This window comes from Micromonospora sp. NPDC049529 (assembly GCF_055586685.1).
Genome location: NZ_JBVJHT010000027.1, coordinates 1 through 13,520, shown reverse-complemented (window position 1 = coordinate 13,520; position 13,520 = coordinate 1). Strand labels below are relative to the sequence as shown.

Below are 13,520 nucleotides of genomic sequence, written 5' to 3'. Positions count from 1 at the left end.
GAGTGACTAGTAACGACCATCAATGACGAACCTTTTTGCAGCTCAGCGCCTGAATGGGTACCCCTTGTCGGATAGGTCGGCTGCTCGTGCCAGTTCAACGCCAAGTAGCCGCCATACACGCCTTGACCTTCGCTGGAAGGCCGTCGAGTGCCCCCCATGCCATGATCGGGCCGTACTGCGGATCGCCGTATGGTGGCCATCCCTGTCCGGCTAAGGAGTGGTCCTCGGCTTGGCTGCCGGCGGCATGCCTGTGAGAACTTCCTGTACGTTTTCATGGCGGCCCTGGACGGGCTGGGTCCGCGTCCATCGGGCCGCTGACGCTCGGACTTCGGGCACGCAACATGCCCAGCGGCTGGTGCGGAAAGCGAAGGTCCAAGGAACCGCCGGATGGTATGGGGTTGGGTCAGTGCGCCTCCGGCCGGGCTCGGCCCACGGTATGCCAGTGAGGCCAGCGTGGCGCGATTCCCAAGCTGACAGTGCTGGCTTGCGGCGGTACCGCCATCCATAGAGCCAAGCTCCCCGCTGACGCCGCCGCCGCATCATGATGGTGGACTAGCTGACCAGATGCGCAGCCGCCTGATCAACCGTCCCTGATCTCCAAATTCCACTGCACTGCCACTGCCGGCCGAGCTTTACCGCTCGTCTGCCGGTGCCGTCGATGCGCCCACTGAGGGTTTGGCCGCTTGGGAAGCTACACCTTCCCGCGAGCGATGCCGAGCAGTCGGCCGATGCGATTAGCCCATCCGGGAGGCCACCACGGTGGTACGTATACGCCGATCCTATCCTCCGATCGATCCATCTCGGCAAGGTCTCGCTCCATCCGATACTTGATATAGAGGCGGCGAGGCCGAGCGGTCAGTACCTCACGTCGGATGGTGTCGGTGACAGCTCCAGCAAGAACCCCTGTTCGGAACCCGTCTCTTTTAGCGTTGGCCTTGAGCTCATCGGCGCGGGCGGCTACCTCAGCCGCGGACGTATCGCGTCTGTGTGGGGTCATCTGGTGCGATCTCCACGCGTTGTAGCTGGCATGCCAGTCTCGATCGGCCCCGACCCAGTCTGTCACTGCCTCACGAACTGGCTCTGAGCCGTACAGCTCGACTCTGCTGATGGTAGAGGATTGTTCGTCCGGATTAGGCAACGCCGGTGCCGTTTCCCATCGTTCGGCGCCCACCGCCTCACTTCGAGCTTGTTCCGTCGCGCGTTGCATTGCAACGTGGTCGTCGTAAGCAGTGGTACGCCGCTCCCAGACCCGATCCAAGTGGAGTGACTTGCGCTGACTCCGGAGAGTCGCCCAGGTCAGGATTATGTTGCCGCCGATGGCGGCCAGGGCGACGACCGACGCTTCGCTGAACTGCATAGACGCAGTTTGGCAGGCCGAGTCGAGCGGCCTTGGGAGCGCATGCTTGGGCAGCCCGCATTCCGTCCGCGAGAGTGCCAAGGATGGAGGGGCGGTGCGAGACGCCGAGAGCCGTCCGCTGCTAGACCGAGATTCGTCCAGGTAGTGCGGGGTGGGCAACCCGATCTCGTAGTTCTTCTGTTGCCGCTCCATCCACCTGCCAGTAGTCAATATCTCAGGCGATAACGCACTTTTCTGGATTTACCTGGCCCAGCAGGTCAATGCTGGCCGCGATTCTTCATTCCTCCAGGTCAAGTGTCCGATTGAGTGGCGACCCGGGCGCACTGGGCCCGGGCCGTCACGGACGGCGGGGGACTGTCTGTGCAAGTAGCCCTTGGGTGGCGCAGGTGTAGCCGCCGTGGGCGTTGCCTGAGCATCAAGGGGTCGGGTGTCGATGGTCCACTTGCCCCTGCCAGCTCGACGCGGAATGGCAGGGGAGGGTCGGGCATAAGAGCTTGGCCTGTGTGAACATAGATCACGGTGTCTCTCTCGGAGGCCCTTCGGTGCATGCGTCGAAACACGTCGTCCACGGCGTTTCGCGACAGTCGTCGTCGCGGCCGGAGGTGCGCGTAGAACCTCCAAGTCATCGCCTCCCCTGTGGCCGGCGTGGGCGGTGACCACCTTCGGGTTGAGCCTGGCTCGGATGAGCAGACTCGCGTGAAAGGTCACATCGACCGATGAAACGCAGTGATCAGAGCAGGTGGACCCGCTCGGTGCCGCCGTCCGGTTGGACCACGGTCAGGCTTCCGCCACCGCGTTCGAGTAGTTCCAGGACCAGGTCGTACACGACCAGGGCCCGGTTGATCGTGTCCGTCTTCGTGTCTCTGGTCCGGGTGCACGCCGCGCCCAGAGCGTCGACAGCGCGTGGGGTCAGATTGACCGTGACCTTCGTTAGCGCCGACCGGTCCGGCTCCGGCTCGGTCACGACTCGGCGGCCAGGACCTGCGACGCCGTCGCCGCCCGGCCGCCGTGCCTGACGAGCTGAACGTCGTACGCCCACCGGAGCTGCCGGCAGCCGTCGGTGGTGCAGGTGTAGCACCAGCCGCTGAGTTGGTGCGCTCGGATAGTGCGGGTGGCCGCCTCCCAGATCCCGGCTTCGGTGAGCGGCTCATCGTGCCGGCTCACCGCAGAGCCTCCGTCTCCCGTAGTAGGGCGGAGACGCGTACGTAGTTGCCCCAGCAGTCCACGTGCCCCGGCCGGTTCGGATCCCTGCATGACCGGTGCGCCCACACCCACACCTCCAACTCGCCATCGCGGATACGCGGATACTCAGGGTCGATGCTGATCATTCGCAGCGTGGTCGCCTCCGTGCCGAGGGCACCGACCAGGTACCACTCGCCCGGCTGAAGGTGGAGGAGTGTGTCGGCCGGTATAGACCGTGCGTCGGCCGGTACTCGAATGACACCGGTCACGATCGCGTCTCCGCTTCGGCGGCCAGCATCGCCGGGTCAACCACCATCAGCCGCGCCCATCGGAGCCGGGTACAGCGGCCGGGCTTGTAGGACGGGCACAATCCGCATTCCTCGCCGCCATCGTGACGGCGCACGGTGGACCGGGCGATCCCGAGCAGGGTCGGCCACAGGTATCGGGAGGCTCGGGTGAGCGGGTGCTGCTGGTTGTTCATCGCCGCCGCCAGACCCAGCGTGGGCGGCGGGTGTTCCACAGGATCCGGACCAGGGCCCGGGTGTCCTTGGCCAGCGGTGGCATCGGGACCGGCGGGGCGTCGGCCGGCCGGTACGCACCGGTCCGGTCGGGGTACTCGGTTGCCGGGCCGGGCTGTACCGGTGGTGGGTCGGGCGGATCGAGCCATCGCATCGCGTACCTCCGTCGGGTGACCGGGGGCGTCGGGCCAGCCACGGGGGCAGCCGGCCCGACGCGATCAGGAAGTGCGGCGACTCATCCACTCCTCGTGCAGGTTAGGTCGCCACGCCTTGCGGCTAAGCGTTCCCTCTCTGGCCGATCACCGATAGCAGGCACACGTCAGCAAACAGCCTGGCTGACGGCCACATTCAGAGTCACTTCAGGAGATGCCGTACCCGCCACGTCGGCCAATCACAGGACGGCGTAATTGCTGGCGGCAGGGTGAGTCACTTCGCGATGCGTGAATCGTCTACGAGGCGACGACCAGCAAAGATTCCCGGAATTGTCGCTACGACGATCATGGGCGAAAGTGCAGTTGCGGTACGTCGTAGAGGTCAGGATTCGGTACGCGGTGCATGTTGGGGTGGCTGATCTCGATGATGAGCATTTCGGTGAGGAACTGGACGCTGGCTGCGAGAAGGTGGCTGGTGTGAGCGGTGGCGCTTTGTGCTTTGAGGCCGACGGTGATGTGGATGTGAGGCTTGATTGCCTGGGCGGCGTCGTCCCAGGCGATGGTGCCGCCGCCGAGAGCCTCAATGTTGGCCAGGTCGACGTGTGACCAGAGCGGAGCGTCGGGGTTGTCGAGGCGTTGGCAGGTGCCGACAACCTGGGCCGTGGAGAGTCCGGCGATGAACATCGGGATGTAACCCTGCCTGATGCCGTGGGCGCGGCAGGTGTTGGTCAGAGCGGTGAAGAAGTCGTCGCCGTGGTCGAAGACAACACCGATCATGCGTCCCTGGGTGAGTTCGTGGCTACGCATGCGCTGTTCCCCTCTCCGGTTGACCTGTGTCGGCGATGGGCATCGGCCAGGGCCAGATGGCGGGTTCGGTAAGTCCACCCGCAGTGGTGACTGCGGTGCCGATGTCCTCTGGTTTTGCCCCGGTCGCGAGGAGGACGCGGAGCAGGATGCGGGCCTTGTAGGGATGCAGCCAGCCTGCGGGGATAAGGCCACGGGCCAGGAGATCCTGTTCGGAGCCGGGAAAGCCGTAGGTGTGGGTGAGGGTGGATCCGGCCGAGGTTCGGGAGGCGAGGATCACCGGAATCCGCCCGGCGAAATCGGTGAGGGTGTTGACGAGGGGCTCCGGGACATGGCCTACGCCGAAGCCGGCGACCACGAGGCCGTCGAGGTGTGGGCCGATGGCGTCCAGGAGGGTGACATCGGAGTCGAGAGCGACGGTGTAGAGGCCGACGCTCACGTGCTCGCCGAGTTGGGGGAACGGCAGCGTCAGCCGGTGCGGCACTCGGCTTAGCATCCGCGCCGTGCCCTCCAGAATGTATCCGAGCGGGCCGGTGTCGAGGGAGCGGAACGTCGCGCCGCTGGTGGAGTGGGTCTTCGTGACCCAGCGGGCAGCGTGGATCGCGTCGGTGAAGACGACCAGGCAGCCTTGCTCGCGAGCGGCCGGCGAGGCGGCGGTCTGGATCGCGGCGAGGAGATTGGCGGGCCCGTCCGCCCCGGCGAGAGTGGGGTTTCGCATCGCGCCGGTGACGATCAGGGGCTGGGGTCGGCGATGCAGCAGGTCGAGCAGGTACGAGGTTTCCTCGATCGTGTCCGTGCCCTGAGTGATCACCACTCCTGTGGCACCCGAGTCGAGCGTGCGTGTTGCCGCAGCGGAGAGGTCGGTGATGTCCGCGAACGTGAGCGAGGCACCGGGGCGGCGACGGAAGTCGACCACCTCAATCTCAATTCCGGTCTCCGCAAGTCCGGGTACGGCCTCGACGAGTTGCCGGGCGGACAGGCTGGGGCTGACACCGTCGCCGTTGGCGCTGGTCATGGCGATGGTGCCGCCGAGGCCGAACACCACGACCCGAGGCGCAGGCGTTTTCGACGTCGAGGGCACGCGGATTCCTTCCGACGGGCTATGCGGTGGACGTCCGGGGAGCCTATTACGGCATCGCGCCGACGAAGCGGCACGCCTGGTCAACACCGTCGAGGGACAGCAGGCGGCTGCGTGGCTCAGCCATTCCCTTGAGGCCGTGTTCGCCAAGTTCGGCACACCGTCCCCGTAGCCAGGCCCAGTCGAGGCCCAGGTAATCGGCGAGGACCCGCAGCCGTGACCCTGGCGTATCGGCGGCGATCAGGGAATGGGCTCGCACAGGTCCGACGGCAGCGCGGTACTCGGCGAGAGCTGAAGGCCGGTTCGTGACGTCAACCTGCCACACACCGTCCGCACCGATCCAAGTCGCCACGATCGCCCGTTGTTGGGTCAAGACGAAGCCGGGCAAAGCGCCGTAGTCGGGCTCGTCGGTCATCGCGACGTTGATGCCGAACGACTCCATCAACGCCACGGCCAGCAGCAGGAGGATCCGTTCCGACTCCGTCGATGCGGCAACGGCGGTCTGCGGGACGCAGAACAATCTCGTCGACCGCTGAGAGTTGGTCGTGAATCGTGCCGCCATCGTCTCCAGGTAGCGGAACTTGTGTTCAAACAACAGCCAGGTACTCGCCTCCTCACCGCGCTGTTCCCGCGTCCAGAAAATGGGAACCTCCATCAGGTTGCCGGAGTGGCGGCTGATGTGGTCGGCGCAGAACGCCGAACCGAGCCACAGCCGCGACACCATGTCCAGATCCTGGCCGACGTCGCCGCTGCCGGCGGACTTGGTCAGGTGGGTGTACTCAGCGGCAGCGGTTCGGGAGGTGTCCAGTCGAGCATCGTCCAGGAGCAGCGACTGATCGAGGTTCGCTACCGCCCACAGGACCGCCCCGCTGATCGTGTCGAGCCGGTAGACGCGCGGGATGAGCAGGCGGGCGTCGTCGCCGATGTCGACCAGCCGCCGGAATGCCTGGCGGGAATCCAACGCGAACAATCCCTCGCCGTCGGCTGCGGTGACCCGTCCGGCGACCAGACGACGCCGCAGAGGACGAGGCCACGAGCGTCCAGCGTCGCCGTGTGGGATTGTCGCGAGGATCCGCCCGTCGTCGACTGCCGGATACACCTCCACCTCTACCGGCACGCCTGGGAAATACCGCCCACTCGGTGCTTGGAGAGTCTGGCCCTCAGCCGTGCCGTCCTCTACCGGCTCCATCAGAGACGCGAACGCCGAGAAGTCCCTTCCCCGTGTCCGCTCGTCCAGGACGTGCTCCTGGTGAATCACCATCGGCTCGGACCGGATCAGTTCATCAGAGCGACGCGGTTGGGACAGCATCGTCAGTAGGGAGTCGGCGGCCGTCGGGTCCATCGCCCGTGACCGGGTGGCGACGTCGGTCAACCGATCCAGGTCATCGGGGGGCGCCGCCGTGTCGGCGACCAGAGCGATGAGCTGGCCGTTTGCACCCAGTGCCTTGTCAAGCCGCGCGGCCACCTCCGGCCTCGGACGCTTCCGGGCGGTCTCCAACTCCCACAGGTAGGTGTGCGAGTAGGTGGTGGCCATGCCGAGGTCACGCAGTGACAGGCCGGCGGCCTCGCGTAGGCGTCGGACCTCGACTCCGAAGCGAGGATTCACGGCAAAGGTGGTGCGTCGCGTCATGTCGGCTCCCACGTTGGGCCGGGTAGCGCGTTGGCGGTCCCCGTTACGTCGCCGCTTCGGACCGTACACGGATGCAGCGAAGCGCGTTGCGAACGCCTTGTCGTAGCGTCTATGGCGTGTCGTCCGGCAATCTGACTGGCTGTTCGGGTGGTGCGCCGGTCGGCGTGGGGTGAACTCCGAACTTTTCAATCACGAATCGCCAGAACAGGGCAACCCCGTCTTGAGCCGGTCTGGCTATCCGGTCGTTACGGCCGGCGTGCGCGAGGTGTTCGATGGTTACCCAGTCGTGGGCGGACCGGACCACGATGACGTCGACCGGTGCTGGTGTGACGGGTACGGCTGTGACGATGAGGTCGGTCATCGAGGTGATGCCCGCCAGAAGATTGTCGGCCTCGAACGCGATCACGCTGTCGACGATGTCGAGCACCGGTTCATAGGTCGTGCTGCTGTCGAGGACGGCGTGCAGCCGTGTCGCGATGTCCGCCCACGGCTCTCCACGGAAGTCGTACGGCCAACCAAGGGAACGCATCACCTCAGGCTGCCAGTGACACCGGACGACAGGTCCGTGGGAGACACACCAGGGGTACGGCAACGTGTCCCGCCATCTCCACCGCCCTCGAACTCGCACCCCACCACGGCCTCAGGCGACGCAGAACTCGTTGCCCTCGGGGTCAAGCATGACGATGTGCCCCAATGCGTCGCCGTACCACTCCTCGCGGACCGCAGTCGCACCGGCGGACACCGGCATCGGATCCCAAGGTCCAGTGGGTGGCCTTGGTGACTATTTTCCTGCGGGTACCTGGTCCGTGACCTCGTCGTAGCCGACCTTGGCGGGTTCTCCGGTCGGCGAGTAGATCACGCGGATCACACCCGTCGGGAACACCTCCGTCGCCGTCATCTTCAGGTGGTACGGCGCATCGCCGTCGTCGAACAGCCTGCGGCCCTTCCGTGCCGCCACCGGATGGACCAACAGGCGCAGTTCATCGACCAGCCCTGCGGCGAGCAGTTGCTGCACCACGGAGATCGACCCGGGGACGAGGATGCCCCTGATGCCGCCGTCGGCCTTGAGCGCGCTGGCGGCGTCGAGCAGATCGCCCTTGAGCAACTCGGAGTTGCGCCAGGAGAATTCCAGCGGCTGGCGCGAGACGACCACCTTGCGTACGTCACCGAGTTGCTTGGCGAACGGTGCGTCCTCCCCACCCGCGGCCTCGCGGTCAGGCCAGGCCCCGGCGAAGCTGTCATAGGTCTCCCGGCCGATGAGCAGCACGTCCGCCGTGTCGTAGTCCTCGCCGACCGCGCGGCCCATGTTCGCGTCGAAGTACGGGAAGTGCCAGTCGGGGTCGATCTCGGCCACACCGTCGGCCGAGATGAACAGTGTGGAGATGATTTTTGCCATCGGGTTGATCCTCCGGGGTCGGGCGGTGTCGGTGGGTGGACCGGGCGCAACCTTCCAAACCTATCGGCCGATCTCAGATTCGTACCGGCGCGGAGTCGGCGTTTCGCGCCCGTCGTGATGTATCTGTCGACACCAACTGCGGGGGTATGTTACGACCGACCGGCACAGCGTCGGGGCAGTGGCTCGGTCCGTCGCGCCGCTGAGCCCCGACTGGGATGTTGGTCCGCTGATCGAGGTAGCGCAGTTGACCAAGCACTACGGCCGGCGGGTGGCGGTTGCTGGACCGGCCAAGCCCGGCACCGCCGGGTCACCCGAACGGGAGAGATCACCGTAGGGTTCGGCGAATGGGTGCGATCAAGCCGTGGCATTTGCTCATACTGTCGGTCGTCTGCCTGCTGCCGTTGTTCGCCGCGACGCTCGGCGGCGTGCTCTGGGCGATGTCGCGCCGCCGCCGTAACCGTTGACCCGCTAGCTGGCAGGAGAGGGGAGGGTGCCGTGGTTGGCCGGTCCGCACCCACCGAGGTCGCGGAGTTGACGGTGGTCCGGCACGGGCAGAGCACGGCGAACGCGGCGTTCGCCCTGGCCGAGGCGGCCGGCAGCGTGGAGAGCGGGGTCACCGGACGGGACGCCGACATCCCCCTCTCGCCGCTCGGGCAGGCGCAGGCCGTTGCACTCGGTCACCGGTTCGCCGCCCTTGCGGCTGATCGTCGGCCGCAGGTGGTGCTCTGTTCGCCGTACCGCCGGGCTTGTCAGACCTGGCAGCTGGCGACGGACGCGGCGCGGGCCGGGGGCGGCCCGGACCTGCCGGTGGCGCTGATCGACGACCGGCTGCGCGACCGGGTGATGGGTGAGCTGGAGCTGCTCACCAGCGCGGCGATCGCGGCAAGGTATCCGGCCGAGGCGGCCCGCCGGGCCGGCACCGACGGGTTCCACTACCGTCCGCCGGGCGGCGAGTCGCTACTGGACGTCGCGGCCCGCGTCGGGTCGCTGCTCGATGACGTACGCCGGGAGCACGCCGACCTGCGCGTGTTGCTGGTGGCGCACGACTCCGTCGTCCTGATGCTGCGTCACCTGGTCGAGGGGCTGTCGCTGCCGGAGTTGGAAACGGTCGTCCGGGCCGGGATGGTGGCAAACGCCTCGCTCACCCGTTGGACGGCCGGGACCGGACGGTTGGTGCTCGCCGAGTACAACAGCGTGACGCACCTGCCGGGGGAGTGAGTCAGCCCTTCGGCGGCTGCGGGCGCAGGCCGTCGAGGGCCATGTCGAGCACCCGGTCGAGCTGGCCGGGCTCGGCCACCTTGATCATCGTGATCCCGCTGACCAGGCGCATCACGTCGTCGATGTTGGTGTCGGCCCGCACCACCCCGGCGGTCTGGGCGCGTACGAGCAGCGGCCGCCCGGCGTCGTAGACCTCGGTACGGCACCGCTGGAAGATCTCGGAGTCGTGCAGCAACTCCTCGGCGAGTGCCCGCTTGGTGGCGATGTAGCCGACGACCCGGTGCAGCCAGCCGACCAGGGCGTCCCAGGGCGGTGCGTCGGCCAGGTCGCTGGCGGAGCGGGACAGTGCTTCGACCTCGTCCACGTAGACGGCCTCGAAGAGATCCTGGCGGGTGGGGAAGTGCCGGTAGAGCGTGCCGATGCCCACGCGCGCCCGACGGGCGATGTCCTCCAGTGACGCCGAGGACCCGTGCTCGGCGAACGCGTCCCGGGCGGCGGAGATCAGGTTCTCGTAGTTGCGCAGCGCGTCGGCCCGCTTGGGGCGCCGGGAGGGGGCGTCGGGTACCTGTGCGGCGCTCGTCACAGCCAGGTCTCCCTTCTTCTGTTGCGACCGGAGGCACCCCTCCGGTAATGTTTTCGGAGGCAACCCTCCGGTACTTTGCGGAGGGGGCCCTCCAGATACTCTACCTCCCCGTCGGAACGGGGTGGGCGTAGCACGTTCGCTCGATGTCCGCCCACCGGACGACCAGGCGCGCCGGTCGGGCCATCGGCAACATCTCATCCAGCTACTTCGTAAGGAAGTTCTCGTGGCATCGACCACCAGACGTACCCCTCGACAGTTGACCTTCGCCGTCCTCGCGGCCGGGGCCGGCTTCTTCGCGATGATGCAGTCGCTGATCAGCCCGGTGCTCTCCACCATCCAGCACGATCTGCACACCTCACAGAGCACGGTCACCTGGGTACTGACCGCGTACCTGCTCTCGGCGGCGATTTTCACACCTATTCTCGGCCGGGTCGGCGACATGGTCGGCAAGGAACGCGTCCTGGTCATCACCCTGATCGGCCTCGCGATCGGCTGCCTGCTCGCCGCCGTCGCCCCGAACATCGGGGTGCTGATCATCGCCCGGCTGATCCAGGGCGTCGGCGGAGCGGTCTTCCCGCTCTCGTTCGGCATCATCCGCGACGAGTTCCCACCGGCTCGGATGTCCTCCGCCATCGGCGCGATGTCGGCCATCGTCGCCGTCGGTGGCGGCCTCGGCGTCGTCCTCGCCGGACCGATCGTCGGCCTGCTCGGCTACCGGTGGCTCTTCTGGATCCCGCTGATGATCGTGTCGCTGACCGCACTGGCGGCGTACCTGCTGGTCCCCGAGTCGCCGGTACGCAACCGGGGCCGGATCAACCTGCTCTCCGCCGCCCTGATGTCCGGCTGGCTCGTCGCCCTGCTCCTGGCGGTCAGCGAGGCACCGAAGTGGGGCTGGCAGTCGACCGGGGTGATCGGGCTGCTGGTGCTCGCGGTTGTGGTCTTCGCGGCCTGGGCCGCCACCGAGGTCCGCTCGACCAACCCGCTGATCGACATGCGGATGATGCGCCTGCCGGCGGTCTGGGCCACCAACCTGGTCGCGCTCCTGTTCGGCGGGGCGATGTTCGCCCTCTACGGCTTCCTCCCGCAGTTCACCCAGACTCCCACGGCGGCCGGATACGGCTTCGGCGCCAGCGTCACCGAGGCCGGCCTGCTGATGCTGCCGATGCTGGTCACCATGTTCGTCGCCGGCCTGCTCAGCGGGCGACTCGAAGGGGTCTTCAGCGCCAAGGCCCAACTCGTCACCGGGTCGGCGTTCGGCGTGCTCTCCTGCGCCGCACTGGTCGTGGCACACGACGAACGCTGGCAGCTCGGCGCCGCCGCCGCCGTCTTCGGCCTGGGCATCGGGCTGGCCTACTCGGCGATGACGAACCTGATCGTGAAGAGCGTGCCGGCCCACCACACCGGTGCCGCGGTCGGCATGAACGCCAACATCCGCACCATCGGCGGCGCGATCGGTGCCGCGATGATGAGCAGCATCGTCACCGGTCACCTCCAGGCCAGCGGGCTGCCCCGCGAGGCCGGTTACACCCACGGGTTCGCCCTGCTGGCCGGGCTCTCGGTGCTCGCCGTCGCGGCGGCGCTGCTGGTGCCGACCGTGCGACGCGCGTCCCGCCCGGCCGTGGACGGTTCGGCGCCGACCCCGGCGACCCTGCCGACCCCGGTCGCCGCCGCCAGCAGGTGACCGACGCCCGGCCGCGCCACCACGGGGAGACCGTCGGCACCGCCAGCCTGATCGGAGGAACACCCGGAGCCGGTCGGCCGCATCGTCAGCGGCCGGCCGGCTCCGGCGTCATCCGACGGGTACGCCACTGTGGAACTTGGTACGGATCCGACCGGCCGGCGATTATGGACCTACCGCCGAACCACGGGCCCGGATCGTCCCCGTGCGATGGTTCGGCCGGCCCTGATCAGCCGAGGAGGCCACCGTGAGCGTTGCAACCGGACACCGAACCAGCCGGGGCGTGGCCGCGCTCGGCCTGGTCGCCGCGCTGGTGGTCACGCTCGCCTGCGCGGTCGGCCCCGGCAACCCGGGCGAGCGGCAGCCGGCTCCGGCTCCGGCGCCCTCGTCGGGTGAGCCGGTCGACGGCTCGATGACGGTCGAGGAGTTCGAGCGGGACCTCGCCGGTGCGGTACGCCTCGCCGAGCAGTACTGGGGCGAGCGGTTCACCGAGTCCGGTGAGCGGTTCGAGCCGGTCCGGCGGGTGCTCGCGTACTCCCGCTCGGGTGAGGTCACCTGCGCCCAGCAGGAACTGCCCCGCAACAACGCCGTCTACTGCCCCGCCGGGGACTTCATCGCGTACGACGTGAACTGGGCCGTCGCCGCGTTCCGGCAGGTCGGGGACGCGTTCCTGTTCTTCCTGCTCGGCCACGAGTACGCGCACGCCGTACAGGCCCGGCTGCGCATCCAGCACCAGTTCACCATCCAGTCCGAGTTGCAGGCCGACTGCATGGCCGGGGCGTACCTCGGTGACTCGGTGCAGGGCGGGCAGCTCACCCTCCAGGCCGGCGACCTGGACGAACTGCGCGACGGGTTGGTCGCCGTCGGCGACGACCCGGACCAGCCGTGGTTCGACGAGGGCTCGCACGGCACCGCCGAACAGCGGATGGACTCCTTCTTCCGCGGCTACGAACGCTCGTACACCGCCTGCGACCTCACCTGACCGCACGACCGGGACCGTCACCTCCTGAGGCATCGGCCACAGTTCACCCGGTGTACGCACACCGCCGCGACCAGTGCTTGGCATGATCGTGGGATTGGTACTCGTATTCGGGAGGATCCTCTGACTGGCCAGCACCCCGCCGCCGTGCTCTTCGACATGGACGGCACGCTCGTCGACAGCGAGAAGCTGTGGGACGTCGCCCTGCACGAACTCGCCGAACACTACGGCGGTCGGCTTTCCGCGCCCGCCCGGATGGCGATGATCGGCTCCAGCATGGCCAGCTCGATGGCGCTCCTGAACACCGACCTCGGCCAGGACCGGGACCCCGCGTACGGGGCGGCCTGGCTGGAGAAGCGGATGGCCGAGCTCTTCGTCGCCGGTCTGCCCTGGCGACCGGGCGCCGTCGGGCTGCTCGAACTGGTCCGGGCCGCCGGGATCCCGACCGCCCTGGTCACCTCCACCGGGCGGCAACTGGTCGAGATCGCCCTCGAAACGCTCGGGCGGGACCGTTTCGACGTGATCGTCTGTGGTGACGAGGTGCTGGCCACCAAACCCGATCCGGAGCCGTACCTGACCGCCGCGCGGCTGCTCGGGGTGCCGATCGAGCGGTGTGTGGCGATCGAGGACTCGCCGGCCGGGGTGGCCAGTGCGGTCGCCGCCGGAGCCGCCGTACTCGCGGTGCCGAGCGAGGCGCCGCTGGACCGGACGGACGGCGTACACCTGCTGGAGAGCCTGACCGGTGCGGACCTGGACCTGCTGGTCCGCCTGGTGGCCCGGCTGGAGCTGCCGCGACCACCGGCCTGAGACGCACGGTGGGGGGGGGGGGCGGGGGGGGCGGCCCCCCCCCCCCCCCCCCCCCCGCACGCTGCTCTTGGGTTGGCCTTTCCCCCAGCCGTTCTCTTTTCTCCCCCGCCCCCCCACAACACCCCCCCACCCACACCA

At 68.0% G+C, this 13,520-nt stretch carries 16 protein-coding genes; 5 read left to right on the top strand and 11 right to left on the bottom strand.

Features of this window, described 5'->3' with window-relative positions:
* Nucleotides 1–2,087 precede the first annotated feature (2,087 nt).
* From ACZ6QQ_RS33060 to ACZ6QQ_RS33015, 10 genes are all read right to left on the bottom strand, one after another.
* Nucleotides 2,088–2,321, bottom strand: a complete 234-nt coding sequence (locus ACZ6QQ_RS33060) for a hypothetical protein (RefSeq protein WP_465881636.1) — start codon at nt 2,319–2,321, stop codon at nt 2,088–2,090.
* Nucleotides 2,318–2,521, bottom strand: coding sequence for a hypothetical protein (locus tag ACZ6QQ_RS33055; protein ID WP_465881634.1), 204 nt, complete (start codon nt 2,519–2,521; stop codon nt 2,318–2,320). Before ACZ6QQ_RS33055 ends, ACZ6QQ_RS33060 begins: the two co-directional genes overlap by 4 nt.
* Before the next feature lie 283 nt (nt 2,522–2,804).
* Entirely contained in the window at nt 2,805–3,020 is a 216-nt protein-coding gene (locus ACZ6QQ_RS33050) for a hypothetical protein (protein WP_465881633.1), read from the bottom strand.
* On the bottom strand, nt 3,017–3,211 hold the full coding sequence (locus tag ACZ6QQ_RS33045; protein ID WP_465881632.1) for a hypothetical protein: 195 nt from the start codon (nt 3,209–3,211) through the stop codon (nt 3,017–3,019). The genes ACZ6QQ_RS33050 and ACZ6QQ_RS33045 overlap by 4 nt, the downstream gene beginning before the upstream one ends.
* 343 nt (nt 3,212–3,554) lie before the next feature.
* A complete protein-coding gene (locus ACZ6QQ_RS33040; protein ID WP_465881631.1) occupies nt 3,555–4,016 on the bottom strand; it encodes a PPC domain-containing DNA-binding protein in 462 nt (153 codons plus the stop codon).
* On the bottom strand, nt 4,009–5,055 hold the full coding sequence (locus ACZ6QQ_RS33035) for an asparaginase (RefSeq protein ID WP_465881766.1): 1,047 nt from the start codon (nt 5,053–5,055) through the stop codon (nt 4,009–4,011). The genes ACZ6QQ_RS33040 and ACZ6QQ_RS33035 overlap by 8 nt, the downstream gene beginning before the upstream one ends.
* 85 nt (nt 5,056–5,140) lie before the next feature.
* Nucleotides 5,141–6,721: a helix-turn-helix domain-containing protein gene (locus tag ACZ6QQ_RS33030; protein WP_465881629.1), complete on the bottom strand. Its 1,581-nt coding sequence runs from the start codon at nt 6,719–6,721 to the stop codon at nt 5,141–5,143.
* Nucleotides 6,722–6,830: 109 nt separating this feature from the next.
* Nucleotides 6,831–7,250: a hypothetical protein gene (locus ACZ6QQ_RS33025; RefSeq protein ID WP_465881628.1), complete on the bottom strand. Its 420-nt coding sequence runs from the start codon at nt 7,248–7,250 to the stop codon at nt 6,831–6,833.
* Nucleotides 7,251–7,361: 111 nt separating this feature from the next.
* Entirely contained in the window at nt 7,362–7,469 is a 108-nt protein-coding gene (locus ACZ6QQ_RS33020; protein ID WP_465881627.1) for a VOC family protein, read from the bottom strand.
* Between the two features lie 33 nt (nt 7,470–7,502).
* Entirely contained in the window at nt 7,503–8,117 is a 615-nt protein-coding gene (locus ACZ6QQ_RS33015) for a dihydrofolate reductase family protein (RefSeq protein WP_465881626.1), read from the bottom strand.
* 178 nt (nt 8,118–8,295) lie between these two features.
* Between ACZ6QQ_RS33015 and ACZ6QQ_RS33010 the strand changes: the two genes are divergently transcribed.
* Together ACZ6QQ_RS33010 and ACZ6QQ_RS33005 are read left to right on the top strand one after the other, a co-directional pair.
* Complete coding sequence (locus tag ACZ6QQ_RS33010) at nt 8,296–8,451, top strand: hypothetical protein (protein ID WP_465881624.1); 156 nt, start codon at nt 8,296–8,298, stop codon at nt 8,449–8,451.
* A gap of 161 nt (nt 8,452–8,612) precedes the next feature.
* Nucleotides 8,613–9,335 carry a histidine phosphatase family protein gene (locus tag ACZ6QQ_RS33005; RefSeq protein WP_465881622.1) on the top strand — a complete coding sequence of 241 codons (723 nt, stop codon included), beginning with the start codon at nt 8,613–8,615 and terminating at the stop codon, nt 9,333–9,335.
* Between the two features lies 1 nt (nt 9,336).
* Here ACZ6QQ_RS33005 and ACZ6QQ_RS33000 read toward each other — a convergent pair whose 3' ends face one another.
* Entirely contained in the window at nt 9,337–9,918 is a 582-nt protein-coding gene (locus ACZ6QQ_RS33000; RefSeq protein ID WP_465881621.1) for a TetR/AcrR family transcriptional regulator, read from the bottom strand.
* 223 nt (nt 9,919–10,141) lie between these two features.
* Here ACZ6QQ_RS33000 and ACZ6QQ_RS32995 point away from each other — a divergent pair, with 223 nt between their 5' ends.
* The 3 genes from ACZ6QQ_RS32995 to ACZ6QQ_RS32985 all read left to right on the top strand — a co-directional run bounded on the left by ACZ6QQ_RS32995 (nt 10,142) and on the right by ACZ6QQ_RS32985 (nt 13,382).
* Nucleotides 10,142–11,599 (top strand): MFS transporter, encoded by a 1,458-nt coding sequence (locus ACZ6QQ_RS32995; RefSeq protein ID WP_465881620.1) that lies wholly within the window; start codon nt 10,142–10,144, stop codon nt 11,597–11,599.
* Between the two features lie 244 nt (nt 11,600–11,843).
* Nucleotides 11,844–12,578 carry a neutral zinc metallopeptidase gene (locus ACZ6QQ_RS32990; RefSeq protein ID WP_465881619.1) on the top strand — a complete coding sequence of 245 codons (735 nt, stop codon included), beginning with the start codon at nt 11,844–11,846 and terminating at the stop codon, nt 12,576–12,578.
* Nucleotides 12,579–12,722: 144 nt separating this feature from the next.
* A complete protein-coding gene (locus tag ACZ6QQ_RS32985) occupies nt 12,723–13,382 on the top strand; it encodes an HAD family hydrolase (protein WP_465881617.1) in 660 nt (219 codons plus the stop codon).
* Nucleotides 13,383–13,520 lie beyond the last annotated feature (138 nt).

What these genes read in the sequence shown, in the direction of transcription:
- ACZ6QQ_RS33050 (WP_465881633.1), bottom strand. Translation starts at nt 3,020, where the DNA reads ATGAACAACCAGCAGCACCCGCTCACCCGAGCCTCCCGATACCTGTGG.
- ACZ6QQ_RS33045 (WP_465881632.1), bottom strand. Translation starts at nt 3,211, where the DNA reads ATGCGATGGCTCGATCCGCCCGACCCACCACCGGTACAGCCCGGCCCG.
- ACZ6QQ_RS33040 (WP_465881631.1), bottom strand. Translation starts at nt 4,016, where the DNA reads ATGCGTAGCCACGAACTCACCCAGGGACGCATGATCGGTGTTGTCTTC.
- ACZ6QQ_RS33030 (WP_465881629.1), bottom strand. Translation starts at nt 6,721, where the DNA reads ATGACGCGACGCACCACCTTTGCCGTGAATCCTCGCTTCGGAGTCGAG.
- ACZ6QQ_RS33025 (WP_465881628.1), bottom strand. Translation starts at nt 7,250, where the DNA reads ATGCGTTCCCTTGGTTGGCCGTACGACTTCCGTGGAGAGCCGTGGGCG.
- ACZ6QQ_RS33020 (WP_465881627.1), bottom strand. Translation starts at nt 7,469, where the DNA reads ATGCCGGTGTCCGCCGGTGCGACTGCGGTCCGCGAGGAGTGGTACGGC.
- ACZ6QQ_RS33015 (WP_465881626.1), bottom strand. Translation starts at nt 8,117, where the DNA reads ATGGCAAAAATCATCTCCACACTGTTCATCTCGGCCGACGGTGTGGCC.